At 62.6% G+C, this 25240-nt stretch carries 27 protein-coding genes; 7 read left to right on the forward strand and 20 right to left on the reverse strand.

Annotation, left to right across the window (positions count from 1 at the left end; all coding sequences use genetic code 11):
• The 10 genes from AC1DVV_RS19685 to AC1DVV_RS19730 all read right to left on the reverse strand — a co-directional run.
• Positions 1–261 (reverse strand): GTP-binding protein (locus tag AC1DVV_RS19685; RefSeq protein WP_477707240.1); only part of this gene is annotated, 261 nt, incomplete at its 3' end.
• Between the two features lie 146 nt (positions 262–407).
• Positions 408–2510: an elongation factor G gene (gene fusA / locus AC1DVV_RS19690; protein ID WP_457281667.1), complete on the reverse strand. Its 2103-nt coding sequence runs from the start codon at positions 2508–2510 to the stop codon at positions 408–410.
• A gap of 222 nt (positions 2511–2732) precedes the next feature.
• On the reverse strand, positions 2733–3206 hold the full coding sequence (gene rpsG, locus AC1DVV_RS19695) for a 30S ribosomal protein S7 (protein ID WP_011481226.1): 474 nt from the start codon (positions 3204–3206) through the stop codon (positions 2733–2735).
• Positions 3207–3432: 226 nt separating this feature from the next.
• Complete coding sequence (gene rpsL, locus AC1DVV_RS19700; RefSeq protein WP_092130055.1) at positions 3433–3810, reverse strand: 30S ribosomal protein S12; 378 nt, start codon at positions 3808–3810, stop codon at positions 3433–3435.
• A 379-nt stretch (positions 3811–4189) separates the two neighbouring features.
• Positions 4190–5407 (reverse strand): D-alanyl-D-alanine carboxypeptidase family protein, encoded by a 1218-nt coding sequence (locus AC1DVV_RS19705; protein WP_477702060.1) that lies wholly within the window; start codon positions 5405–5407, stop codon positions 4190–4192.
• Between the two features lie 62 nt (positions 5408–5469).
• Positions 5470–6111: an alpha/beta hydrolase gene (locus tag AC1DVV_RS19710; RefSeq protein WP_477689659.1), complete on the reverse strand. Its 642-nt coding sequence runs from the start codon at positions 6109–6111 to the stop codon at positions 5470–5472.
• 114 nt (positions 6112–6225) lie between these two features.
• Positions 6226–6564: a (2Fe-2S) ferredoxin domain-containing protein gene (locus tag AC1DVV_RS19715; protein ID WP_477702059.1), complete on the reverse strand. Its 339-nt coding sequence runs from the start codon at positions 6562–6564 to the stop codon at positions 6226–6228.
• 53 nt (positions 6565–6617) lie between these two features.
• On the reverse strand, positions 6618–6890 hold the full coding sequence (locus AC1DVV_RS19720) for a DUF2798 domain-containing protein (protein WP_477702058.1): 273 nt from the start codon (positions 6888–6890) through the stop codon (positions 6618–6620).
• A 161-nt stretch (positions 6891–7051) separates the two neighbouring features.
• The gene (locus tag AC1DVV_RS19725; protein WP_477689661.1) at positions 7052–8179 is read right to left on the reverse strand and encodes a VanZ family protein; all 1128 of its coding nucleotides are present in this window, start codon (positions 8177–8179) and stop codon (positions 7052–7054) included.
• Positions 8180–8316: 137 nt separating this feature from the next.
• A complete protein-coding gene (locus tag AC1DVV_RS19730; protein ID WP_457281673.1) occupies positions 8317–8745 on the reverse strand; it encodes a CopD family protein in 429 nt (142 codons plus the stop codon).
• A 452-nt stretch (positions 8746–9197) separates the two neighbouring features.
• On the opposite strand from AC1DVV_RS19730, the gene hemB reads away from it, so the two are divergent.
• The 3 genes from hemB to AC1DVV_RS19745 all read left to right on the forward strand — a co-directional run bounded on the left by hemB (position 9198) and on the right by AC1DVV_RS19745 (position 12174).
• Entirely contained in the window at positions 9198–10214 is a 1017-nt protein-coding gene (gene hemB / locus AC1DVV_RS19735; RefSeq protein ID WP_457281674.1) for a porphobilinogen synthase, read from the forward strand.
• 114 nt (positions 10215–10328) lie between these two features.
• A complete protein-coding gene (locus AC1DVV_RS19740; RefSeq protein ID WP_457281675.1) occupies positions 10329–11444 on the forward strand; it encodes a magnesium transporter CorA family protein in 1116 nt (371 codons plus the stop codon).
• A 169-nt stretch (positions 11445–11613) separates the two neighbouring features.
• Positions 11614–12174, forward strand: coding sequence for a DUF1003 domain-containing protein (locus AC1DVV_RS19745; protein WP_457281676.1), 561 nt, complete (start codon positions 11614–11616; stop codon positions 12172–12174).
• A gap of 4 nt (positions 12175–12178) precedes the next feature.
• On the opposite strand, the gene AC1DVV_RS19750 is transcribed toward AC1DVV_RS19745, so the two are convergent.
• From AC1DVV_RS19750 to AC1DVV_RS19765, 4 genes are all read right to left on the reverse strand, one after another.
• Positions 12179–12841: a glutathione S-transferase family protein gene (locus tag AC1DVV_RS19750; RefSeq protein WP_457281677.1), complete on the reverse strand. Its 663-nt coding sequence runs from the start codon at positions 12839–12841 to the stop codon at positions 12179–12181.
• 132 nt (positions 12842–12973) lie between these two features.
• The gene (locus tag AC1DVV_RS19755; protein ID WP_457282078.1) at positions 12974–13822 is read right to left on the reverse strand and encodes an amidohydrolase family protein; all 849 of its coding nucleotides are present in this window, start codon (positions 13820–13822) and stop codon (positions 12974–12976) included.
• Between the two features lie 68 nt (positions 13823–13890).
• Positions 13891–14580 carry a dienelactone hydrolase family protein gene (locus AC1DVV_RS19760; RefSeq protein ID WP_457281678.1) on the reverse strand — a complete coding sequence of 230 codons (690 nt, stop codon included), beginning with the start codon at positions 14578–14580 and terminating at the stop codon, positions 13891–13893.
• Between the two features lie 72 nt (positions 14581–14652).
• Positions 14653–15261 (reverse strand): 2-hydroxychromene-2-carboxylate isomerase, encoded by a 609-nt coding sequence (locus AC1DVV_RS19765; RefSeq protein ID WP_457281679.1) that lies wholly within the window; start codon positions 15259–15261, stop codon positions 14653–14655.
• Between the two features lie 94 nt (positions 15262–15355).
• Here AC1DVV_RS19765 and AC1DVV_RS19770 point away from each other — a divergent pair, with 94 nt between their 5' ends.
• The 4 genes from AC1DVV_RS19770 to creC all read left to right on the forward strand — a co-directional run bounded on the left by AC1DVV_RS19770 (position 15356) and on the right by creC (position 19112).
• On the forward strand, positions 15356–16102 hold the full coding sequence (locus AC1DVV_RS19770) for an SDR family oxidoreductase (RefSeq protein ID WP_477702057.1): 747 nt from the start codon (positions 15356–15358) through the stop codon (positions 16100–16102).
• Between the two features lie 152 nt (positions 16103–16254).
• Positions 16255–16887: a MarC family protein gene (locus AC1DVV_RS19775; RefSeq protein ID WP_457281681.1), complete on the forward strand. Its 633-nt coding sequence runs from the start codon at positions 16255–16257 to the stop codon at positions 16885–16887.
• A gap of 124 nt (positions 16888–17011) precedes the next feature.
• Positions 17012–17713 (forward strand): two-component system response regulator CreB, encoded by a 702-nt coding sequence (gene creB / locus AC1DVV_RS19780; protein ID WP_457281682.1) that lies wholly within the window; start codon positions 17012–17014, stop codon positions 17711–17713.
• Between the two features lies 1 nt (position 17714).
• Positions 17715–19112 carry a two-component system sensor histidine kinase CreC gene (creC, locus tag AC1DVV_RS19785; protein ID WP_457281683.1) on the forward strand — a complete coding sequence of 466 codons (1398 nt, stop codon included), beginning with the start codon at positions 17715–17717 and terminating at the stop codon, positions 19110–19112.
• Positions 19113–19126: 14 nt separating this feature from the next.
• Here creC and creD read toward each other — a convergent pair whose 3' ends face one another.
• The 6 genes from creD to AC1DVV_RS19815 all read right to left on the reverse strand — a co-directional run bounded on the left by creD (position 19127) and on the right by AC1DVV_RS19815 (position 25212).
• Entirely contained in the window at positions 19127–20503 is a 1377-nt protein-coding gene (gene creD, locus AC1DVV_RS19790; protein ID WP_477707241.1) for a cell envelope integrity protein CreD, read from the reverse strand.
• Between the two features lie 397 nt (positions 20504–20900).
• The gene (locus AC1DVV_RS19795; RefSeq protein WP_457281685.1) at positions 20901–21461 is read right to left on the reverse strand and encodes a Crp/Fnr family transcriptional regulator; all 561 of its coding nucleotides are present in this window, start codon (positions 21459–21461) and stop codon (positions 20901–20903) included.
• A 13-nt stretch (positions 21462–21474) separates the two neighbouring features.
• Positions 21475–22188 (reverse strand): ABC-type transport auxiliary lipoprotein family protein, encoded by a 714-nt coding sequence (locus AC1DVV_RS19800; protein ID WP_457281686.1) that lies wholly within the window; start codon positions 22186–22188, stop codon positions 21475–21477.
• Positions 22185–23117, reverse strand: a complete 933-nt coding sequence (locus tag AC1DVV_RS19805) for an MlaD family protein (protein WP_477702055.1) — start codon at positions 23115–23117, stop codon at positions 22185–22187. Before AC1DVV_RS19805 ends, AC1DVV_RS19800 begins: the two co-directional genes overlap by 4 nt.
• Before the next feature lie 12 nt (positions 23118–23129).
• The gene (locus AC1DVV_RS19810; RefSeq protein ID WP_457281688.1) at positions 23130–23918 is read right to left on the reverse strand and encodes an ABC transporter ATP-binding protein; all 789 of its coding nucleotides are present in this window, start codon (positions 23916–23918) and stop codon (positions 23130–23132) included.
• Between the two features lie 163 nt (positions 23919–24081).
• Positions 24082–25212, reverse strand: coding sequence for an MlaE family ABC transporter permease (locus AC1DVV_RS19815; RefSeq protein ID WP_457281689.1), 1131 nt, complete (start codon positions 25210–25212; stop codon positions 24082–24084).
• Positions 25213–25240 lie beyond the last annotated feature (28 nt).

Consider the following 25240-nt stretch of genomic DNA (forward strand, 5'->3'; position numbering starts at 1 on the left):
GTCGGCGTGGCCTGGGCAGTCGACGTGGGCGTAGTGGCGGTTGGCCGTTTCGTACTCGACGTGGGCGGTGTTGATGGTGATGCCGCGCGCTTTTTCTTCGGGCGCCGCGTCAATTTGGTCGTAGCCCTTGGCTTCGCCGCCGAACTTGGATGCCAGAACGGTCGTGATCGCCGCCGTCAGCGTCGTCTTGCCATGGTCCACGTGGCCAATCGTGCCTACGTTGACGTGCGGCTTGGTCCGCTCAAATTTACCTTTTGCCATTTTTCTCTCCAGATAAAGAACTTGCCCGTGTACGGTTTAACGTCTGCACTGTATTGCTGATTCACTTCGCACGGGCACGAAGTGGCACACAATCGCAGACAAGGAAAAATGCTGCCGGCTCCACAGGAGCCGGCAGCGAACGTTACTTACTTGGCGCGCGAAGCCATGATGGCTTCCGACACATTGCGCGGAGCTTCAGAGTAGTGCTTGAACTCCATGGAGTACGTTGCACGGCCCTGCGACATCGAACGCAGCGTGGTCGAATAACCGAACATTTCAGACAGCGGCACTTCTGCCTTGATGGCCTTGCCGCCACCAACCATGTCTTCCATGCCCTGCACCATGCCGCGGCGTGAGGACAGATCGCCCATCACGTTGCCGGCGTAGTCTTCAGGCGTTTCCACTTCCACGGCCATCATGGGCTCCAGGATCACGGGGCTGGCCTTGCGGCAGCCTTCCTTAAAACCGAAGATGGCAGCCATCTTGAAGGCCAGTTCGTTCGAGTCCACATCGTGGTACGAACCGAAGTGCAGCGTGACTTTGACGTCAACCACCGGATAACCTGCCAGCACGCCGGACGTGACGGCTTCGTTGATGCCCTTTTCCACTGCGGGGATGTATTCGCGAGGAACCACACCGCCCTTGATGGCGTCAACGAATTCGATGCCCTTGCCGGCTTCGTTCGGCTCAATCTTGAGCACAACGTGACCGTATTGGCCTTTACCGCCGGACTGGCGCACGAACTTGCCTTCAGCGTCTTCCACCGTTTTACGGATGGTTTCGCGGTAAGCCACCTGCGGCTTGCCGACGTTGGCTTCCACGCCGAATTCGCGCTTCATGCGGTCAACAATAATTTCCAGATGCAGCTCGCCCATACCGGCGATCAGGGTCTGGCCGGACTCTTCGTCGGTCTTGACGCGGAAAGAAGGATCTTCCTGAGCCAGACGTTGCAACGCGATACCCATTTTTTCCTGGTCGGCCTTGGTCTTGGGTTCCACAGCCTGCGTAATCACAGGCTCAGGGAACACCATGCGCTCGAGCATGACGATGGCATCGGGATCGCACAGGGTTTCGCCCGTGGTCACGTCTTTGAGGCCCACGCAGGCGGCGATGTCGCCGGCGCGGATTTCGCTGACTTCTTCGCGGTTGTTCGCGTGCATCTGCACGATACGGCCGATACGCTCTTTCTTGCCCTTGATCGGGTTGTAAACGCTGTCGCCCTTTTTCAGGACGCCAGAGTAAACGCGCACGAAGGTGAGCTGGCCCACAAACGGGTCAGTCATCAGCTTGAATGCCAGCGCAGAGAATTTCTCTTCGTCGTCAGCCTTGCGGGTGACAGGCGCTTCATCTTCGTCCATGCCCTTGACGGGCGGAATGTCGATCGGCGACGGCATGAATTCAATCACGGCGTCCAGCATGCGCTGCACGCCCTTGTTCTTGAAGGCAGAGCCGCAGTACATCGGCTGGATTTCGCTGGCGATGGTACGCGTGCGGATGCCCAGCTTGATTTCAGCTTCGGTCAAGTCACCTTCTTCAAGGTATTTGTTCATCAGCTCTTCAGACGACTCGGCGGCAGCTTCGACCATCTTCTCGCGCCATTCCTTGGCCAGCTCGACGAGCTCGGCGGGGATATCGCTGTAGGTGAACTTCATGCCTTGCGAGGCCTCATCCCAGATGATGGCCTTCATTTTCAGCAGGTCGACCACGCCGGTGAAGCTTTCTTCAGCGCCGATGGGGATCACCATGGGCACAGGACTGGCCTTCAGGCGCAGCTTCATCTGCTCGACGACCTTGAAGAAGTTCGCGCCGGTGCGGTCCATCTTGTTGACGAACGCAAGGCGGGGAACTTTGTACTTGTTGGCCTGGCGCCAGACGGTTTCAGACTGGGGCTGAACGCCACCCACGGCGCAGTACACCATGCAGGCGCCGTCAAGCACGCGCATGGAGCGCTCGACTTCAATCGTGAAGTCCACGTGGCCCGGGGTGTCGATGATGTTGATGCGGTGCTCAGGCAGGGACGTGTCCATGCCCTTCCAGAAGCAGGTGGTGGCAGCCGAAGTAATCGTGATGCCGCGCTCCTGCTCTTGCTCCATCCAGTCCATGGTGGCAGCGCCGTCGTGAACTTCACCAATCTTGTGGTTCACGCCGGTGTAAAAAAGGATCCGCTCGGTGGTGGTGGTCTTGCCGGCATCAATGTGCGCGGAAATGCCGATGTTGCGGTATTGTGAAATGGGGGTAGCGCGGGACATAAATTACTTTCAGTTCGGGGTTACGAACAAAGACTCGTTGAAGGACTGCCCGCAGTCCGGGCATCCTTCATTTCTTCTACGCGTCTGCTGGCCGGGAAGGGTGTTGTGCACCACACCCGGCTGGCAGAAATTGGGGTTGAACGGCCGGCAATCAAGGCACCCAGCACCTTGAAACCAACCAGCAACCCGTCAATTCAGCGCAGCAATTACTGCAATCGAAAATTAGAAGCGGAAGTGGCTGAACGCCTTGTTGGCTTCTGCCATGCGGTGAACTTCGTCACGCTTTTTCATGGCGCCGCCGCGGCCTTCGGTCGCTTCCATCAGCTCATTGGCCAGACGCAAAGACATGGACTTCTCGCCACGCTTCTTGGCGGCCTCTTTGAGCCAGCGCATGGCCAGAGCCATACGGCGGACAGGACGCACTTCAACCGGCACCTGGTAGTTGGCGCCGCCGACGCGGCGCGATTTCACTTCAACCATGGGCTTGATGTTGCCGATGGCCATGTGGAAAGCCTCAAGCGGATCTTTGCCGGGGTTCTTTTTCTCGATAAAGTCGAGCGCGCCATAAATGATGCGCTCTGCGACGGCCTTCTTGCCGCCTTGCATGATCACGTTCATGAACTTGGCGAGATCAACATCGCCAAATTTTGGATCAGGAAGAATTTCACGTTTAGGGACTTCACGACGACGTGGCATTTTTTCACCTCTTTGCTTCAGTTGGCATTGCTTTTGGCAACACCGCGAGAGTTATCAAAACCCTCACTTACTCGACCGGTGCAACTATTTGCACTTGGGTCACTTCGTTTCAGACACCTGCCAGGGCGAGTGAAACACCTTGTTTTGAAGGAACTATCACAGGCTTCTGTGACAACTTCTTCTGGCGCGAGCTCTCAGTGAAGAGAAAAACCCGAGCCGGCTTGGCTTATTTGGCCTTTGGCTTCTTCGCACCGTACTTGGAACGCGACTGCTTGCGGTCTTTCACGCCTTGCAAGTCGAGCGAGCCACGGACGATGTGGTAACGCACACCGGGCAAGTCCTTGACACGACCGCCGCGAACCAGCACCACGCTGTGTTCCTGCAGGTTGTGGCCTTCGCCGCCGATGTAGGAAATGATTTCAAAACCGTTGGTCAGGCGCACTTTGGCAACCTTACGCAGAGCGGAATTGGGCTTTTTAGGCGTCGTGGTGTACACACGGGTGCACACACCGCGGCGCTGCGGAGAATTCTCCATCGCAGGGCTCTTGGACTTGATCTTTTCGACCTCGCGCCCCTGACGGACTAACTGATTAATGGTTGGCATTGAAAACGTCCCTAAACGTCTGAAAACTAATTTACCGTGTTGATACGGCCACAAATATTTCCCGCCACGAAAGCGGAAAAGCCTTCTAGTATAAACCGGATAGGGGAATCCCTCAAGCAGAACGCGCGGCCAGGACGCATGAAGGAGCTGACAACAGGTAATCCGGCGCTCAAAGTGGGGATGTTAGTACCCACTCCCACCGAATTTGATGGCACCCAGGAGGCGTTTGATTCGCGAAGAGCCGCTTTGGGGGGCAGGCTTCTGCATTCCCGGCCAAAGCGCGGGGAGAAAAAAGGTCACGGCAAGGGCTGTGCAAGCGACGGCCGGCCGTAGCGGCGGGGAGCGCGGCCTTAGCCACGCCACCCACCGCGTGTTCGTCTTATTTAATCCATAGCCGGATGGCGTCCCAGGCACGGCCCAGGATGCCGGCCTCACCCACCGCCTCCAGCGCCACCAGCGGCACTTCGGCCACCGGGCTAGGGTTATCGCCCAGGGTGACCTTCAGCGTGCCAACAGCCTGGCCCTTGGCAAACGGCGCCACCAGCGGGTCGGGCCGCGCCACCTGGGTTTTGACTTTGGCGGCACCGCCGGCAGCGATGGCCACCACGATGGCCTGCGGACGGCCCAGCTTCACGGTCGAGGAGGTGCCTTTCCAGACCGACGGAGTGACCACGGCCTGGCCGGCGTCGAACAGCTTCACGGCTTCATAGGCCGTGTAGCCCCAATTCAGCAGTTTTTGTGATTCATTGGCGCGTGCGCTGTCGCTGGCGGTGCCCAGCACGATAGCCAGCAAACGGCGCCCGCCCGGCGCGCCGGCAGCGCCCAGATTGGGAAAGTCGCGCTTTGCGGTGGCGATCATGCAATAGCCGGCGGCGTCGGTATGGCCGGTTTTCAGGCCGTCCACCGTCGGGTCGCGGAACAGCAGGGTATTGCGGTTGGTGTCGTTGGCCGCCGGTGTGCCGGGATAGCGGTATTTCTTGATCGCCGAATAGCCGATGTAATCAGGGAAGTCCTGCATCAGCCGGGTGGACAGGATGCTCAGGTCACGCGCGGTGGTCGTGTGGCCGGGCTCGGTCAGGCCTTCAGGGTTTTTATAGGACGTGGACTTCATGCCCAGCGCCTTGGCTTGCTCGTTCATGAGGCGGACAAAGTTTTCGGCCGAGCCGCCCACGCCTTCGGCGAGCGCCATGGTGGCGTCATTGCCTGACTGCACCACCATGCCCTTGATCAGATCTTCCACGGGCACTTGCATCTTCGGGTCGATGAACATGCGCGAACCCGGCATCTTCCAGGCCCGCTGACTGACAGGGAAGGTCTGCTTCAGGTCGATTTTTTTGGATTTGAGTGCATCGAACACCAGGTATTCGGTCATCAGCTTGGTCAGCGATGCAGGCTCCACCGGCGAATCGATGTCCTTGGCGGCCAGAATCTGGTTGGCGGTGATATCCAGCAGCAAATAGGAGCGTGCGGCGATTTCGGGCGCTTGCGGGACCTGGGCATGCGCCACGGGCAACGCCGCGGAGAAAGCCAGGAACACGGTGGCGGCAAAAGCGCGCAGGCTGGGGGCGGCGCGGAGGGCCTTGAGTGAAGCTTGCATCAGTAGGGGTTCAGTGAAATTCGGTGAAGGAGTAAGGGTCAGGGAGCGCCTGGCAAACAGCATCAGGCGGAGGGCGAAGACAGGTGGCGAACCACGAGGTTTTTCAGCAGGGGCAATTGTCCATGAAAGAAATGGCTTCCCCCCGGCACAACGGTAACAGGCAGTGCCTGCGGCCGGGCCCAGTCCAGCACGGCAGACAACAGCACCGTATCGTCCTGCTCACCATGCACGACCAGGGTTTTCAGGTGGGCGGCTTCGTCAATCGGCGCAGCAGGCGCGCGGCTCACGCTGGTGCCGACCAGCACCAGCTTTTCAATGGTGCGGGCGGCGCTGAGGCGCTCAAAGGCGTGGGTGGTGACACAGGCGCCGAACGAAAACCCGGCTAATGCCAGCACCTGGCCGCTGCTGGCCGGCGCCGAATGTTCCACCACGGCCAGCAGGTCTTCGAGCTCGCCCCGGCCTTCGTCATGGCTGCCGGCGCTGCCACCCACACCACGGAAGTTGAACCGGACGGCCGTCCATCCGCATTGCACAAAGGCCCGGGCCAGCGTCTGCACCACCTTGTTGTCCATGGTGCCCGCAAACAGCGGGTGCGGGTGCGCAATGACCGCCACGCCGCGCGGGTCGCCAGCGGGAAGGTCTACGGCAATTTCAAGCGCGCCGGCTGGGCCCTGGATGATCGATTTGCGGGTCTGCGAATTCACGGTGACGGATCCATTCAAACAGGTTGCTATCAAATAAGGAGCTACTCGCGCACGTCCCTATTGGGTTGGAAGGCAAAAATATGCAAATTCCGGATGCTGCGACCGCCCCCCGGCCTAGCGCCCGACGTGCGCGGGCACCAGCAGGCGCTCGACGACTTTGCCGTTTTTCAGGTGCGACTCGACAATTTCATCAATGTCGCTGACGTCGACATAGGTGTACCAGACCGCTTCGGGGTAGACCACGGCCACAGGGCCGGCTGCGCAGCGGTCCAGGCAGCCGGCCTTGTTGACCCTGACCTTGCCCGGCCCGGCCAGCCCCGCGGCTTTCACCTGCGATTTGCAGCGGTCAAAGCCCTCCTGCGCCCGGTGATCAGCGCAGCAGTCTTCGCCATTGGCGCGCTGGTTCAGGCAAAAGAAGACATGGCGTTCGTAATAGGAATTTTGTTCAGGCATGGTGTGACTTTAGTGGATGTGTACCGGAGAAGGTTCCCGCATTGCCCCGGGGATCAAGGTGCCTCAACGACCAGCGCCGTGGTTTTTTTCACCAGTGGAAGCACCAGCAGCAGCACCGGGAATGCAACGACCCAGGAAAGCGCCGATGCGCCCAGCCAGATGCGCAGCACCCCGGGCGCGATACCGACGCCCTTGAGCGTGCTGATGATCGACACGATGCAGGTCATCAACACGGAAAGCAGCAAGGGTGTGACCCAGCGCGCGCTGCGGGCGGGGAGTTTTGTGAAACTGAAAAGGGTGCGCGATGAAGATTTCGAAGAGTTCATACAGGGTTCCATAAGCCGTCCAGTCAAGGCGCCTTTCCGGCAGCCAATGGCATGCCGGAAACACAACCCCGGCATGGCCGGCGGTAGTAGGCGCGTTGATTGACGTAAACGCTTACGGCAACTCTTGAGGGAGATCGCAGGCGAATATTAGCAGACGCGAATCACTGGCGCGCATCAACGCGCGGCTCGCGGCCTGAAAGCCGCACCAGCACATACAGCAGGGCTGCGTACGGCCACAGCCAGCCCAGCCACTGCACCAGGCCGTGAAAGCGGATAAAGCGGCCCTGCTCCCAGGTTTGCAGGGTCTGTGCGAAATACGGGTCGGCGGGCGCCTGGTTGAGCAGCCCCAGGTGAACCGTGAGCGCCAACAGTGCCAGCGCCGCTGCGCCCCGGCGCGGCACAGGCAGCAAGAGCGCCGCCACCACAACGGCAAACCCGACACCCACTTGCACCGGCAGGTCCAGCCAGGCCCAGGCGTGGTCCGGGCCGTAGCTCAGCGCGGCCGACAGCGCCGATGCGGCAATGCCGACCGCGATGATGGCCGCCGAAAACGCCGCACGCTGCCAGAGTGTGCGGATCACGCAATAGCCGAGCAGGCAGGGAATCAGCGCACCCAGCGCCACGCATAGCAATTCGGCAATCGGCACCAGTGGCTGCAGCTCCATGTCGCGCACCGGCATCCATTCGAGGAAAGGCGTGTCGGTCAGCACCTCGGCAAGCGCCGACTCCAGACGCTCGAACACCTGCCCCAGCCCCAGGGGCACGGAGGCAGGAAACAGCAACGCGGGCGGCCAGAGCATCAGCAACACCAACGCACCCCGCGCATCCTGCGCGAACCAGCGCGCCCGAAAGCGGCTCCAGCGATCGACGATGCCGGTTTTTTCCAGCGCCCACGCACAGCACGCGCCCAGCCATGCGCCGGTGGTGTTGAGCGCCAGATCGACATTGGAGGGAATGCGCGAAGGCAGGTAACTTTGCAGCGTTTCCATTGCCAGCGACAGCAGCGCGCTGACCAGCACCGCCACCGTCACAGCCCAGGAAACGCGCCGGCTGCGCAGTGCCGACAGCGCCAGCAGGAAACCCAGCGGCGCGTAGCCCAACAGGTTGGCGCCCACGTCAAAACCGGTCCAGTACTGCGGCAGAGGCGCCGCCAGAAATCTGAAGGGCGAAATGCCCTGGTCGCGCCAGTCGGCAAAGGGATAGAGGCTGGCGTAAACAATCAGGCAGATGGTGGCCACCGCCAGCGGCCACGCGGTTGTCTTGTGAACACCCCTATTGGAATGTTGCACACCCCCGCCGTTCTCACTACGCTTCGCTTCGTGTAGTTCCTCCCCCCCTTGCAGGGGGCGACGCGAGGCGCCCGGCGAAGCCGGTTCGCCCGCGTCTGCTGGTGAATTCGGGGAAGGCACTGCGTTCCCTTTGATTGTTAGAAGGGCTTGACCACGACCAGGATGACGGCCGCTAACAACAACAGCACCGGCACTTCATTGAACCAGCGAAACCATTTGTGGCTGCGGGCGTTGCGGTTGGCGACGAACCTGGCCAGCAGGCGGCCGCAGGCGTGGTGGTAGCCGATCACCAGCACCACAACGGCAAGCTTGGCGTGCATCCAGCCGTTGCCGGGCCCGCGGCCTATGCCGTAACCCAGGTACAGCCACAGGCCAAAGCCCAACGCAGGCACGGCCAGGATGGTGGTGAAACGCATGAGTTTGCGTGCCATCAATATGAGCCGCTCGCGCTCAGCCACGCTTTCCGGCGGCACCATGGCCAGGTTCACAAAAATGCGCGGCAGGTAAAACAGCCCGGCAAACCAGCTGGCGATGAAAACGATGTGGAGTGATTTGACCCAGAGCATAAGGAAGTGTAGCCCCCACGCTCCCCCACTTCGTGTGGGTCGCTGCCCCCCGAGGGGGCGCTGCGCCTGCGGCCCGGCAAAGCCGGTTCCGCGGCCCCGGCTGGTCTATGACCTATCCATCCGCTAATGCCCCAAGCGTCACCTTTAGCGGGCAAAAAAATGCCCGGGGCATAAGCCACCGGGCTGGTAAGCCTTTTTGCTGTCACACGCAAAGGCCCCGCTCAGGGAGGAAAAGCGGGATGCAGTTGCCAAATTGGTAACCACACGTAGCAATTCTAACCACGCTGGCTGCGCATTGGCAATGATTTCATAAGTTAACTAAGTAATTCCATGTAAAGCCTGCCACCTCCGAAATGGCGCGGCACCAAGCATGTCTCCATATATATATAGATAGCAGATGACGCCCGGCCAAATACTTTCAGGCCTTGATCAACCTTTGGCACAATTTGCGCATGACACAGCACGCCTCCAACTTCGCGCCCTTCCCCGCCGGGCGCCCACGGCGCCTGCGCCGTGATGCCTTCACCCGCAACCTGGTACGTGAACACGCACTTACCCCGCACGACCTCATTTATCCCGTCTTTGTGGTGGACGGCCAGCAGCAGCGCCAGGCGGTGGCCTCCATGCCCGGCGTCGAAAGGCTGAGCCTTGACCTGCTGCTGCCGGTGGCGGAAGAGTGCGTGAAGCTGGGCATCCCGGTGATGGCCTTGTTCCCCGTGGTGGACGCCTCGCTCAAAACCTACGACGGCGTCGAGGCCACCAATCCCGATGGCCTGATCCCGCGGGTGGTGCGGGCACTGAAAAAGCACTTTCCCGACCTGGGCGTAATGACCGACGTGGCGCTGGACCCCTTCACCACGCATGGGCAGGACGGGCTGCCGGATGAAAACGGTTACATCCTCAACGAAGAGACGGTGGCCATGCTGGTGCGGCAGGCGCTTTGCCAGGCCGAAGCCGGCGTGGACATGGTCGCGCCCAGCGACATGATGGATGGCCGCATTGGCGCCATCCGCCAGGCACTGGAGGCCAAAAAGCTGATCCACACCCGCATCATGGCCTACAGCGCCAAATACGCGAGCGCGTTTTACGGCCCGTTCCGCGATGCGGTCGGTTCGGCCAACAACCTGGGCAAGGCCGACAAAAAGGCCTACCAGATGGACCCGGGCAACAGCGACGAAGCGCTGCGCGAAGTGGCCATGGACATCGCCGAAGGCGCCGACATGGTGATGGTCAAACCCGGCATGCCCTACCTGGACGTGGTGCGCCGCGTGAAAGACGAATTCGGCGTGCCCACCTTCGCCTACCAGGTCAGCGGCGAATACGCGATGATCAAAGCAGCCGCGCAAAACGGCTGGCTGGACCACGACGCCGTGATGATGGAAAGCCTGCTGGCCTTCAAGCGTGCGGGCGCAGATGGCGTGCTGACGTATTTCGCCATCGACGCTGCCCGCAAGCTGCGGCAAGGCTGAACCGGGCGGCAGGTGTTGCGCACTAACTGCTATCAAAATCATAGCTGCTTGCGCCCGTCCTGCTTGCTCGAAATGCCGATTTAACACCTCAAAACAAGGCTAAACAGGGCTTTCATGCGCGTTTTCACCATCGCTTCCGGCACCCAGGGCATCATCGAGACAGACACCCTGCCGGCCCAGTTGCCGGCGCAGGGATTTGTCTGGATTGCCTGTGCCCGCCGCGAGTTCGAGGTGATGCAGGCGCAGATCCAGGCTGCGCTGCAAACGCTGTGCGGCACCCAGCTGGTCGACCTGCATGTGGCCGACCTGCTGAACAACCAGCTCCCCTCGCACTACGACTACACCTCGCAGTACGACATCCTGGTGTTCCGCCGCCTGGCGGCCGGGCAAAGCGAAACCGACCTCAGCCAGCCCGGCGAACCGCTGCATGAGCGCATGAAACGCAGCGGCCCGCCGGTCCTCAAGCGCATCGATACCAGCCCGGTCGGCTTTGCCGTGTTTGACAAGGTGGTGCTGACGGTGCACCCCGCCGACTGCGCGGTGCGCGATGCCTATGCGACCCGCCTGCTCAATGCGACCACGGCCGAGTCGCGCTCCAGCGGCGTCAAGCTGCCCGCCAGCCCCGCCGACCTGATGCTGCGCATCGTCAACCAGATGGTGGACGGCTACCTCGAGCTGCGGCGCGAGCTCACGCGCCAGCTCGACCACTGGCAGTCCGAACTGCTGCGGCCCGGCACGCGCTTTACCAACTGGAGCTCGGTGCTCGATGCGCGGCTGGCCATGCACCACCTCGATGAGATTTGCGAAGACCAGCGGGCTGCGCTGCAGGACTGGATTGATTCGATTGAAACCTGGCCCGAAGGCGGAACACCCGCCGCAGTGCGCGAGCGCGAGCTGCTCAAGATCCGCTCACGCGACGTGCTCGAGCACATCGAGCGTGTGGTGCACCATGTGCGCCGCATGGAGCAAAGCGCCGAAACCGCGGTACAGATGCATTTCTCGGCGCAAAGCAACCGCACCAACGACATCATGCGCACGCTGACGGCGCTCACCGCCATCTTCCTGCCGCTGAACCTGATCACCGGGTTCTTCGGCATGAACTTCGAGTTCATGCCCTTTCTTCACGCGTCCACCGGTTTCTGGTGGACCTTCGGGTTCATGGTCCTGATCGTCGTGGTGGTCGCCACGGTGTTCTGGCGCAAGCAGTACCTGGCCAGGACGCGCCGCTGACACGGCGCCCGGGTGCGCTTGCCGTCCGGCTCAAGCTTGCGGCGGCGTCTGACGCTTCTGTCTGGTGCATCTTTGACAATACGGCCAATGGCGCCGCAGTGCCTGATGCGCTGCGTCTCAGCCGGGAGTTGGCACGGCGCTGATCCGGCACCCCCGAAAAGGATGTCCCATGAGCAATCAAGCAGGCAAGAAGGCGCTGAACGGCAATACAACCTGCGCCGATGACCTGACGCGCGAAAATGTCGAAGCCATGCGGCGCGTGGAAGAAACGGCACTGGCCAACCGGAGCCGGGCCGACCGCATCGCCGCCTTTGTCGCCGGTTTTTGCGGCTCCATGCCTTTTGTCTGGATGCACGTGGCTGCGTTTGCGTTATGGATCAGCTTCAATTCATGGCCGGGGCTGGCGCATTTCGACCCCTACCCCTTTACCTTCCTGACCTTGATGGTGTCACTGGAAGCCATCTTCCTGTCCTCCTTCATCCTGATCAGCCAGAACTATGAATTGCGCATCAGCGACAGGCGCAACCAGCTGGACCTTCAGATCAACCTGCTGACCGAGCAGGAAAACACCAAGATGATCCAGATCCTGGAGCGCATCGCCAAAAAGGTAGGCGCCAACATCGAGGGCGACCCGGACATTCCCATCCTCAAGGAAAACACCGACCCCGAAAAGCTGGTCGCCCAGATCGAGCAGGCGCAGCGCGACAACCCGCCTGCGGCGAAAGGTTAGAGACTCAGACCCAAGGCTGGGCGAGCCCTTCGGCGTGGAAGGCCTTGATCACGGCAGGCCGCGCCAGCGCACGCTGCAGGTAAGGGCCGAGGTGGGGCCGGTTGCGTGCCGGCGACGACGCAAAGTTGCGAGTCCAGCGGCACAGCGTCAGCGCATAAATATCTACCGCCGAATACGTCGCACCCAACAGCCAGGGTTGATCATGGATTTTCTCCAGCCTTGCCAGCTCCGCGTCCAGCTGGTCCAGCATCAGGCCGACTTTGGCTTCGGCATGCGACTTCAACTCGGCTACGCCGGCGTCGTTGCCGGGGTTCATCCAGCGGTCGGTGTAGAAATAAATGATCAGCGCCGACTGCATGGTGTTGGTCAGCCAGATCAACCATTTGTAGAAATGCGCGCGCTCGCTGGTGCCGACGGCTGGGGCCAGACCGGCCTCGGGATGCGCATCGCACAGGTGCAGGCAGATCGCGGCGGTTTCATACAACACCAGGTCACCGTCGACCAGCGTCGGGATCAGGCCGTTGGGGTTGAGCTTGCGGTAAGCCTCCGACCGGTGCTCGCCGGTGCTGGTGTCGACGAGGACTTTTTCAAACGGCACGCCCAGTTCCTGGAGCAGGATGTGAGGCGCCATGGCGGCAGAGCTGGGAGAGAAATGAAGCTGGTACATCTGGCGTATTTTGCCGCACGCTCCTCCCCGATCTGCAAGCGAGGTGCCGCGGGACTGGCTTTGCCAGACCGCAGGCGCCGCCCCCTCGAGGGGGAACAGGCTACACGCAGTGAGCCTGGACGGGGGTGGGTTTTACAGGCCGAAGATACCGGCCGCATTGCCCCAGGCGATCTTGCGGGCCACATCGGCTGGCAAATCACCCAACCAGACGCGATAGCCCTTCATGAGCTCGTCGTAATACAGCCAGCGCTGGTTGACCCAGGTGTCGGAACCGATCATGAAGCGGCCTGGGTACTTGAGCAGCAGCGTGCGCCACTCCGCACACAGCTTTCCGCCTTCGCAGGTCAGGCCGGGGCGATAGGACAGCTCACCCATCAACTGCGGGTATTTGCCCAGCAGCGCATCAACGCGTGCCACAGGTGCGCCGCCTATGCCGGTGTGCGCCCAGATGAGCCGCGCATCTGGTGCGTGGGCCATCAACAAGTCGATCGCCGTGTCGTCTACGTGTGAGAGCACTGCCAGCTTGTTCTTCGCAGCGAACTGCATGAGCTTTTTGGCCACCGGGCCGTTGGCATTGGCGCTGTCGTACAAATGAAATTCGCCGATGCCCTTGTACGGGCCGGCCTGGTCACCCGTGACGCCGCGGGCAAACTCGGCCTGCACCATTTCGTAAATGGACTCGTCGCGAAACCAGTTGTCATAGTCGGCGCGGTTACGGTACAGGCGGATAAACGGGACCACGGTAACGCCGGCCTTGCGCGTTTCCGGCATGGCAGCCAGCGACTTCGTGCCGTCGTTGGGCCGGGAGTTGGCGACGATGGCTTTGACGCCATTGCGCTTCATGCGCGCAAGAACATCAGCGGGCGCGTGTGGACCGCTGTTTCCGTTCCAAGCCTCTTCGTTGTAATGCAGGTGCGTGTCAAACAACGGGCCGGCGTAGTCGGCCGCTCGGGCAACCGTCGAAAACGCTATCAAAACGATAGCTGCTCGCGCACATCCGCAAAGGGCTACAGCCCAAAAAGGCTTGAATCCGGGGGCAGGGCGCACGGTCAGGCCAGTTTGGCGGCAAGGAACGCCAGCGAACGTTCGCGTGCCAGCTTCGCCGCCGCTTCGTTGTAGGAGCCGCGCTGGTCGCAGTTGAAACCGTGGTTGGCCTGGTACACATGCACCTCGACTTCCGGGTGCGCCTTGCGGAAGGCTTCAACGCCTTCCATCGGAATCCAGTGGTCCTGGTCGCCGAAATGGGCCATGACCGGGCACTGGGGCTGGCGCTCGATTTCTTCCTCGGCCGTGATGCCGCCGCCGTAGTAGGGAACGGCCGCCGATAAGCCCTTGAGCAGGCTGGCCGCACGCCAGGTCAAGAGGCCGCCCCAGCAAAACCCGATGATGCCGACCTTGCCGCCACCGGCCTTGGCCGCGTGGTCAATCGCCGCCTGGATGTCTTGCAGCACACCGGCGCCAGGCAGCGCGCTGACAGCAGTTTTCAGCTCGAAGCCGATCTTCATGTCCGCCTCGCTGTAACCCATGTCGACACCGGGCTTGACGCGCTCGAACGTGGCGGGTGCCACTGCCAGGTAGCCTTCCGCCGCAAAGCGGTCCGCCACACCGCGGATGTGCGAGTTGACGCCGAAAATTTCCTGGACGACGACGATGCCGCCGCGCGGCTTGCCTTCCGGTTGCGCCACATAAGCCGGCACGACGAAGCCGTCGGCGGCGGTGAGATTGGTGAATTGGCCCATGAGATGGATGTTCCTTTGAATTGGTTGATCGGTATGAATGAAGGGCGAACTGGAGGGGAAACGGCCAGCGGTTTATGCCCCGGCCTTAAGCTTGCGCTCCACGAAATCGAGCCGGTCCTGGCCCCAGAACAGTTCGCCGTCGATGACATAACTGGGCGCGCCGAACACGCCGGCGTCGATCGCCTGCTGGGTATTGGCTTCATAGCGCTCCTGCACGGCCTGGCTGAAGGATTGTTCCAGCCGCGCCGCGTCCAGCCCACATTCGGCCAGCAGCTCGGCCAACACTTTTTCGTCGGCAATATGGCGCTCGCGCACCCACACGGCGCTGAAGATGGCGCCGCCGATTTTCATCGCGGCTTCGGTGCCGTCGTGCAGGTTCACCGCGATGATGAGGCGCGAGGCCTCATCGCCGGACACCGGGAAATACTTGGGCTTGAGGTTCAGCGGCGCATGCAGGTAGTCTGAATAGCGCTGCAATTCCAGCAGGCGGTAAGCCTGGCGCTGTGGCGCGCGCTGGGCCAGCGGCAGCCCGCCCGAGATGGGAAACACCTTGCCGCCCAGATCGATAGGCAACACATTCACGGTAGCGCCCGCCGCACGGGCGATCTGCGCAAAGCGTTCGTGGCCCAGATAAGTCCATGGGCTTTGCGGCGTAAAGTAATAATCCACAACGGTGCTCATGATCGTCTCCGGTTTTTGGGGCCTGTTCAAGTACATTGACCCGATGCAATCCCCGTTTTTACCCGGGATTGCCATTTTCTGCAGGAGGTCCGGTTTGTCAAAAGTTGTTTTGATCACAGGCGGCTCGCGCGGCATAGGCGCCGCAAGCGCCCTGCTCGCGGCGCGCCAGGGTTGGGTGGTGGCCGTCAACTACACCAGCAACTCGCTGGCAGCCGACGAAGTGGTGTGGCAAATCCGCCAGGGCGGCGGCCAGGCCATCACGGTTCAGGCCGACGTGGCCGACGAGGCGCAGGTGCTTGCCATGTTTGAAAAAGTGGATGCCAAGCTCGGCCGGCTGGACGGCCTCGTCAACAATGCCGGCGTGGTCGACCGCACCAGCCGCGTTGACGCCATGACGCTGGACAGGGTGCGGCGCATGTTCGAGATCAATGTGTTCGGCTCGTTCCTCTGCGCACGCGAAGCCGTCAAACGCATGAGCACGCGCTACGGCGGTACGGGCGGCGCCATCGTCAACGTCTCGAGCGCCGCAGCGCGGCTGGGCGGGCCTGGCCAGTACGTGGACTACGCAGCCGCCAAGGGCGCCATCGACACCTTCACGGTCGGGCTGGCCAAGGAAGTGGCCACCGAAGGCATTCGTGTGAACGGCGTGCGCCCGGGCATCATCGACACCGACATTCACGCTTCGGGCGGCTTGCCCGACCGGGCCCGTGAACTGGCGCCGCTGGTGCCGATGCAGCGGCCGGGTACCGCCGGCGAAGTGGCGGAGTCGATCGTCTGGCTGCTCGGCGACAATGCGAGCTATACAACAGGTGCACTGCTTGATGTCGCCGGAGGGAGGTAGTGCCCCCACGTTCGCTCACTGCGTGTAGCTCTCTGCCCCCCGAGGGGGCGCTGCGCCTGCGGCCCGGTGAAGCCGGTTCCGCAGCTCCTGCTGGAATTTGTTGGGCAGACCGCTTTTGGGCTTGCCACTTGAATTGCCTCTAAGGAAAAACGATGGATTTCAAACCGCTTGTCACGCTGCTGGCCATCGTCAACCCGCTGGCCATCGTGCCGTTTTTTATCCACTACACGCAGGGCTTCTCCGACGAGCAGCGCCGCCGCACCATCCTGGTGGCAGCCTTTTCGGCTTTTGTCGTTATCGCCATCAGCGCGCTGTTGGGTCTGCAGATCCTCGACTTCTTCAGTATCTCGCTGGCGAGCTTCCAGGTCGGCGGCGGCATGCTGCTGCTGATCAGCTCGATGAACATGCTGAATGCGCAACCGGCCGAAGCCAAACCCCTGACCAATGAAATGGAAGACGGTGCAGAGAAGGCCGCGCGCGGCGCCAGCATCGCGGTGGTGCCGCTCACCATTCCGCTGTTGACCGGCCCGGCCACCATGTCGACGGTAGTGATTTACGCCGAAAAGGCACAGACGGCCCTGCAGGTTGCCGCGCTGGTCGGCTACGGTGTGGTGATTGCGCTGGTGACTGCCATCAGCTTTTCGCTGGCCGAGCCGATTGCCCGCGTGCTGGGCAAGACCGGTATCAACGTGATGACGCGGCTGATGGGTCTGATCCTCGCTGCATTGGCCGTTGAGGTGATGGCCGGCGGCCTCGGCAAGTTGTTCCCCATTCTGCGAAGCTAATGGAGCCCCCACGTTCGCTCACTGCGTGTAGCTCTCTGCCCCCCGAGGGGGCGCTGCGCCTGCGGCCCGGCAAAGCCGGTTCCGCGGCCCCTGCTGAAACGTACAGCAAAGCCCGGTGGGGCCAATGACCAGTGCGCGCATCCTGCTGGTGGAAGACGACCCGGCGATTGCCCGGTCCATCATCTACACGCTGGAGCGCGACGGCCTCAGCGTGACACACAGCCTGCTGCTGGGCGATGCGCGCCGCCAGCTTGCGCTCCAGCTGCCCGACGCCGTGATCCTGGATGTCGGCTTGCCCGACGGCAGCGGTTTCGATCTGTGCCGCGAACTGCGCGCTGCTGGCAGCCTGCCGGTGCTGATGCTGAGCGCGCAGGGCGAGGAGATCGACCGTGTGCTCGGGTTGGAACTGGGCGCCGACGACTATGTGAGCAAACCCTTCAGTCCGCGCGAGTTGCTGGCGCGCGTGCGCAGCCTGCTCAGGCGCGCGCGCATGCCTGCCCCCGCAGCGGCGCCGGCTGGCGCCAGTCCTTTCATGATTGACACCGCGGGCCAACGCGCAAACCTGCACGGCCTCCCACTCAACCTGACGCGCCGCGAATTCGGCCTGTTGGCCGAGCTGCTGCGTCATCGCGAACGCATCCGTTCGCGTGATGAGTTGCTCACTGCGGTTTGGGGCACGGATTCGGACAGCACAGACCGCACCGTAGACACTCACATCAAAACCCTGCGCGCCAAGCTGCAGGAAGCAGCGCCGGAGCATGACTACATCGTCACACACCGCGGCATGGGTTACTCCCTGGATATCAACCGCACCAAAGGCAGCTGACATGCGCCTGGGCATACGGCTGCTGTTCGGTTTTTTTCTGGTCACGGGCCTTGCGGCTTTTTTTGTGCTGCGCGTCTTCATGGCCGAAGTCAAGCCCAGCGTGCGCGAGGTTATGGAAGACATGATGGTGGACACAGCCAACATCCTGGCCGAACTGGCCAGCGACGACCTCTCGGCCGGCGCCATCGCCAACGGACGCTTCGCCGGCCACGTGCGCAACTATGCGCAGCGGCCGATTGACGCGCAGATCTGGGGCCTGTCCAAGCAGTCGCTGGACTTCCGGGTGTACGTGACCGACGCCGCCGGCAAGGTGGTGTTTGACTCGGAGAACGCGGCAACCGGCCAGGACTATTCGCGCTGGCGCGATGTGGCCCGCACGCTGCGCGGCGAGTACGGTGCGCGCGCCACCCGTGAAGTGCAGCAGGACGATCGAAGCTCCGTGATGTACGTTGCCGCGCCGGTGCAGCAGGACGGCAAAATCATCGGCGTACTGACCGTCGCCAAACCGATGTCCACCATCCAGGCCTTCATCGACCGGGCTGAACGGAAGATTTTCCTAAGCGGCCTGCTGTTGCTGGTGTTGTCGCTGGCCATCGGTGTGGCCGTGACGCTGTGGGTGGTGTGGAGCATTCGCAAGCTGCGCCGCTATGCCAACGCCGTCGGCCAGGGCGAGAAACCCGCGGTTCCGCAGATACCGGGCGAGCTTGGCGATCTGGCCATGGCAGTCGATGCCATGCGCCTGAAGCTGGAGGGCCACGAGTACATAGAAGATTACGTGCGCGCCCTGACCCATGAGCTCAAGAGCCCGCTCGCCGCGATCCGCAGCGCAGGCGAGCTCTTGCAGGACGAGCTTCCCGAACACGCGCGCCGCGAGTTTTCGGGGCAGGTACTGGCCCAGTCCGGCCGCATGCAGGCGCTGGTGGACCGCATGCTCGAGCTGACGAAGCTGGAGCAGCGCCATGCACAGGTAGAGCGCGAGCGCCTTGCGTGGGCCGGCTTCCTCCAGTCTTTTGAGCTGGAGACCGGCGCCGGCCGGACCCAGCATGCGATCAAAGTCGTAATCCGTCCGGAACATGCCGGCGTGCATGCGGAGCCCGGCCTCCTGGGCCTGGCGCTGAGCAACCTGCTGGAAAACGCGCGCTCGTTCGCACCCGAGGGCTCTGCGATCACCCTGGAAGCGGGGCCAGACTTCATCGTCGTGCAAGACACCGGACCCGGCGTGGCGGACTACGCCCTGCCCCGCCTGGGCGAGCGCTTTTTCTCGACCGTGCGGCCCGACGGACACACCAAAGGCTCGGGCCTGGGGCTGGCCATCGTGCGGCAGATCATGCTGCTGCACGGCGGGCGCATGGTGGTGCGCAACACGCAGCCCGGGCTGCGGGTCGAGCTGCATTTCTAACCGCGGCGCGCGCATCACGCGGCCACCTTTGCCTGTTCAGGTTTGACCGGTTCAGCCTGTTTGAACCGTGCGTACCAATCCACCTGCCGCGTCAGCATCATGATGGCCGCGAGCACGGCGAACAAGGCCACTGCACCCAGCAGCAAGGCTGTTTGCTCCATCCGCAGCAGCACAAACAGCATGCCGTACAGCGTGGCGATGCCCAGGCCAAAAGGCAGGCCGCGCGACCAGCGTCCCAGCATATGGCTGGCGTAATAGGTCAGCAGCAGCACACAGGCGGCAGCGGCAATCGCATAAGCAGTTTCAAAGGGCATGTGCTCCGAAAGGCTCACAAGCAACAGGAAAAACATGCTCATGGCCGCACCCACCAGCAGGTACTGGATCGGGTGCACGCGCAGTGACTTCATGAACTCAAACAGCCCCACGGCCAAAAAAGTCAGGCCGATGAACAGCAGACCGTATTTGGTAGCCCGGTCGCTGAGCGCATAGGTGTTGGAGGGGTCGACAAAGGTCACGCTGAAGGCTTCGACGCAAGAGGCGTTGGCCGATCCATCGGCATAGTTCGGGCAGACGCCCCTGCGCTTGCCGGGGTCCTGTTGCGTCACCTCCTGCTGCGCCGTGCTGGCCAGCGAGCTGACACGCCAGCTGGCTTCAAAACCCTGGTCCGTCACTTTGCGGTCCACCGGGAGAAACTGCCCGCCAAAACTCGGGTGCGGCCAGTTGGACGTGAGCTGTACCCGGGTGTCGCCGCCCAGCGGCACGACTGAAATGCTTTCGGTGCCGACCAGTTCCAGTGCCAGCTGCGCCTGCAGCGGCGCCATGCCCATCATGGCCATGGACAGCGGCGCATGCACGCCGCGCGGGTAGCTGCCGTAGAAGGTGCCGGGCTTGAGCGCCAGCACCTGCTCGCCGATCTTGACGCTGGCATGGCGTATGCCGCGCGAATCGGACACCGCCATCATCAAGAGCGGCTGGCCGCAGTTCATGCGTGAGCCGGCATGTTCGGCCAAGGGCTTCAGCGCTGCGGTGTCGGTCCATTCGGCCACGATGTCGGCCTTGAGATTAAAGGCCTGCGTCGCATGCAGGCCGCGGGCGCGCGCCTCGAGTTTGCTGCCGCCCTTGACGATCAACGAAGCCGGCGCGGCCACCAGGGTGAACTCGCGCCGCTCGGTTTGCACTTTCTTGTCCTCATACTTGACGTCCCACTCCTCGGTGCAGGCCCGGTGGATCAGCGGGCCGGTCAGCGTCTGCGGGCCGGCCAGGCTCTGCGCCACGCTCTGGATGGCAATCTGCCGGTAGGTCTGGCGGTCGTGCACCACGCCGCTGATCTGGAACAGCGCGAGGACCAGCAAAACCACCACCAGGGCCAGCGCGAAGAATTTTTGTTTCATGACTTCCTTTCGTTTGAACAACGAAGGGAAGTGTGCAAATCCTGTGTGAGGGCAGGATGAGCTGCGGGCCGCGTGTGTGAAGTCAATGTGAAGCCCCCACGCTTTTCACTTCGTGTAATGCGCTGCCCCCCGAGGGGGCCGCCCGCCCTACGGCCCGGCAAAGCCGGTTCCGGGGCTCATGCTGGCTCGAAGAATTCAGTGGCGTAACCAACGGGGTATTTACCAGCGGGCAGCCGCGGAACCGGCTTTGCCGGGCCGCAGGCGCCGTCCCCTGCAAGGGGAAAAGGGTTACACGGAGTGAGCTCGATAGGGGTGTACCGATTTTCCGGCTTCGCCGGCCCCAGGCGTCGCCCCTCGGGGGGGAACAGGCTACACGCAGTGAGCCTGGACGGGGGTTCTACTTCTTGCGAAGCAACTTTACTAGCTGGTTGCTGGTGTTGCGCAGGCGCTGCGCCATCATCTGCGTGATCTTGACCAGCAGCTTGGCGCCCACGCCGGGGTGGTCGCGAATCAGCAAGGCAATTTCATGGCGCCCCCAGACGCCGGCCTCGACGGGTTCGATGGCGGTGCAGGTGGCATAGCGCGGCTCGCTGTCGAGCATGGACATGTCGCCTATTGCCGCGCCGCTGCGCACCACGGCCACGCGCGAGACGATCGGTTCCGCGCCGGATTCGGCCTGCGCCGCTTCGGCGGCTGATTCCAGTCGTTTGGTGACATCGACCGTACCCTTGAGGATCAGCATCATCCAGTCGCCGGCTTCGCCTTCGCGGATCATCACCTGCCCCGGGTCGGCGCGAACCAGCAACATGGACGCTCCCAGGATGTCGGCTTCAGCAGGCGTGAAGTCCTGTAGCAGTTGCGAATTCTGCAGCAGGTCGGGGCCGTAAGCGCTCAGCTGCTCGCAGCAGCCGAACACATGCAGCCCGGCGGCATCCAGTTGTTCTTCCAGCGTTTTCATGGCACAAGGCGTTTCAGCGCGCGGGGGTTTGCTGCAGCCATTGGTCCAGTTCCTCGATGGCGGCGTCGGTGGCTGCCGTGAGGGCACGGACGCCGCCGGGAGCGTCGTTGCTGGGCGCAGGACGCTGCACGATGACATTGCGCTGGCCGACCAGCTTTTCGCCCGCGGGCGTCACCTCGACCAGCGTGGCGCGCAGGCGGATCAGGCCGACGCTCGTGTTGGGCGCGCTGAAGAAGTGGCTGAATTCTTCCAGGTCCAGGCGCAGCAGCAGCGGCAATACCGCGTTCTGGCTGCGGTTGAGGGCCACACTGGAACCGGCGCTGAACACGGCGCGGCGCTGGCCAAGCTGTTCGCGCAGGCGCTGGCGCACCAGCTGCGCAGGCGGCATGCTCCAGCGCGCCTGCGAGTACGGCCGCAGCTGCTGCGCGTCGGTATACGCCAGGCGGTACAGCACCGCCATATTGTCGAGCGCGCCGCCAGAGGTGGAGATGTCGTCAAGCGCCAGCGGCGGCAACGGCGCCTGCCGCGTGCTGGGCTGAACAGCCAGGAGGCCGGGGCCGAAGTCATACATGGTGGCGCGCGTGGGCTTGTCGGGCAGGCCCGAGCAGCCGCCGACCGCCAGCGCCATGAATATCAATGAAAAAATGCCGACAGCCCTTTCCAGATAAGCGCGAGCAGCTATTAAATTCATAGCGGATGGGCAGATTGCGAGAAAATCGAATGTCATTTTTTCTCTCCGTTGGCAGAAAAACCGGGCTCGCCCGGACCGGGCACCGGTGGACCGTTGCCGAAAATCAGTGACTGCGGGTTGTCATCCACCGCGCTGACGGTGCGGCGCAACTGGCGCATCGCGCGGGCGGTTTCGTCAGCCACTTCGCCCAGCTTGGGCAAGGTGCCGGCGCTGAAGGTCTCCACCCCCGAGGCCAGCGCGGCGCCGCCCTCGGACAGTTTGTCGAGCGGCCCGCCCTTTTCACTCAGGCGCGTGGCGGTAGCGCTGACGTCGTCGGCAGCCGTCCTGACGGATTTCAGCGTAGCCGTGGCATCGCGCGACAGGCCCGGCAGGCTCGCCACCGTAGGCTCAAGGCCTTTGGCCACACGGTTGATGCCGCTGGCCGCTTCGCCGAGTTGCGTGATGGCGGAAGTCACTGCCGCCTGGTTCTCGTCGGACAGCAGTTTGTTCAAACGCGTGCTGGCTTCTTCGACCTGGTTGAAGATCACCTCGCTTTGCTTGAGCAGCTTGTCCAGCCCACCTGGTTTGAGCGGAATGCGCGGCGGGTCGTCGTCGTTCACCACCAGCCACTCGGCGGACTTTCCGTCATCGTCGAGCTGGATGAAACCCAGCCCCGTGACACCTTGCGATGCCACTGTGGCAAAAGTGGATTTGGTGACCGGCGCGGTGCGGTCGATCGAGACACGGATCAGCACATTGCCCTTGACCTTGGTGTCAAACCCGATCACCTCGACCTTGCCGACCGGCACGCCGCGAAACCGCACCGTGGCCTGCGGCTGCAGGCCCGAAACAGTTTCGCTGGTGCTCATGTCGTAAAGGTCGCGCTGGGTGTTGTCGCGCGTCAGCCAGATCGCCAGCAGGGCCAGCAGGGCGGTCACCACCAGTACAAATGCGCCGGCGGCCATGGCATGGGCTTTGTTTTCCATATCGAAGCCTTTCTAAACAGTAAAGGGGTATTCGCGCAGCAATTCCATCGCGCGCTGACCCCTTTCGCCAAGGAAAAATTCGTGAATGAAAGGGTGCGGAAACGCCACCACTTCCTTGGGCACATCGTTAACGATGACTTTTTGTTCGGCCAGCACGGCGATGCGCGTGCTGAGCTCAAAGAGCGTGTCCAGGTCGTGCGTCACCATCACCACCGTGAGCTCCATGTCGCGGTGCAGCGAGCGCAGCAGCGAGACGAAACTGTCGGAGCTTTCCGGGTCCAGGCCCGCCGTGGGCTCGTCAAGCAGCAGCAGCGGCGGGTCCATGATGAGGGCGCGCGCCAATGCCACACGCTTGACCATGCCGCCCGAGAGGTCGCTCGGCATCTTGTCGGCTGCGTCGGGACTCAGGCCCACCATTTGCAGCTTGACCATGGCCGCCTCATAGACCAGTGCGCGCGGCAAGGTCTTGAGCTCACGCAACGGGAAGGCGATGTTCTCGAGCACGGTGAAGGCCGAAAACAGCGCACCCTGCTGGAACAGCATGCCGACGCGGCTGGCCGCGCCCCGTTTGCCCAGTTCGGCTGCCGGCCGGCCGAGCACGGTGATCTCGCCCTGGGTGGGTTTTTCCAGCCCCAGTATCTGGCGCAGCAGCACCGTTTTACCGGTACCCGAGCCGCCCACCAGCGACAACACCTCGCCCCGCTCCACCGTCAGGTCCAGGTCCTTGTGCACCACGGCCTTCTTGTCGCCGTTCTGGAATACGGTCCAGAGTTTTTTGATGTCGACGATGGCTTCGGTCATGGCTGATTTCCCGCTTCTTTCCTCTTCCGGAAGAACGACGCAACAAGCGACCGCGCAGGCACACTCTCTTTCCAGCAGGGGCCGCGGAACCGGCTTTGCCGGGCCGCAGGAGCAGCGGCCCCCTCGGGGGGCAGCGCAGTACACGAAGTGACAAGCGTGGGGGTCATATTCCAACGCTTTTAAACAGAACGGCAAACAATGCATCCACCAGAATAACTACCGTGATGGACGTGACCACTGAAGCGGTCGTGCCCTGCCCCAGGCTTTCGGTGTTGGGTTTGACACGCAGGCCGTAGTGACAGCCGACCAGCGCGATCAATACCCCGAACACGACGGATTTGGCCGTGGCCAGCGTGAGGTTGGCCACGTCGACCGCGGCCGGCAGCGAGTTGATGAAATAGGACGGCGTGACGTCCATGGAAATGTCGGCGGCCAGCATGCCACCCAGTAACGCCGCGATGGTGGTCCAGACGCTGATGAGCGGCATCACCACGGCGAGCGCCAGCGCGCGCGGCATGACCAGGCGAAAGCCCCGCGCGATGCCCATGACGCGCATGGCGTCGAGCTCTTCGGTGACCCGCATGACACCGATCTGCGCAGTGATGGCCGAACCGCTGCGCCCGGCGATCAGGATGGCGGCCAGCACCGGCCCGAGTTCGCGGATCAGCGAGATGCCCAGGATGTTCACGATGAAGGCGTCGGCGCCGAACTGGCGCAGCTGCTGCGAAATCAGGTAGGCCAGCACCACCCCAATCAAAAATCCCACCAGCGCCGTGATGGGCAAGGCGGTGGCGCCAATATGAAACAGGTGGCCCGACAGGTCGCGCCACGGGCCTTCCTGCGGGTGCCTGAAAAGCCGGATGATGTCGAGCAGCAGCTGGCCGATCAGGCGCACCAGGCCTTTGAGGTGGTCGACCAGGCGCAGCACCCTTGTGCCGAGCAGGATGAAGGGCCCGGTCCAGTCAGACTTGCGGGGTTTGGGCGGATCCGCACTGAACTTGGCGACGGTTTCCAGCACCGCGCGCTGGCTCGCATGCACTTGCAGTTGCGCAGGCCAGTCGCGCCCCCAATGGTTCCACAGCACCTGCGCACCCAGGTGGTCGAGTTTTTCGAGCGGCTCCAGATTCCAGCCGGCGGATTGGACTGCGCCGCCCTGCAGGGCTTGCAGTTGCGCAGTCAAACCTTGCCAGACCTCCTGGGCCGTGAGGCCGGCCGCCGTCCAGGCACCGCGAACGACAAACAGCCGGCCTTGCGGCGTGTCCTGCTGTTCGATGCGGGGCGTGGATTCTTCCATGTGCATTCGGTAAAGGCGTCCGGTGGTG

The organism is Polaromonas sp. P3_B4, from assembly GCF_056402835.1.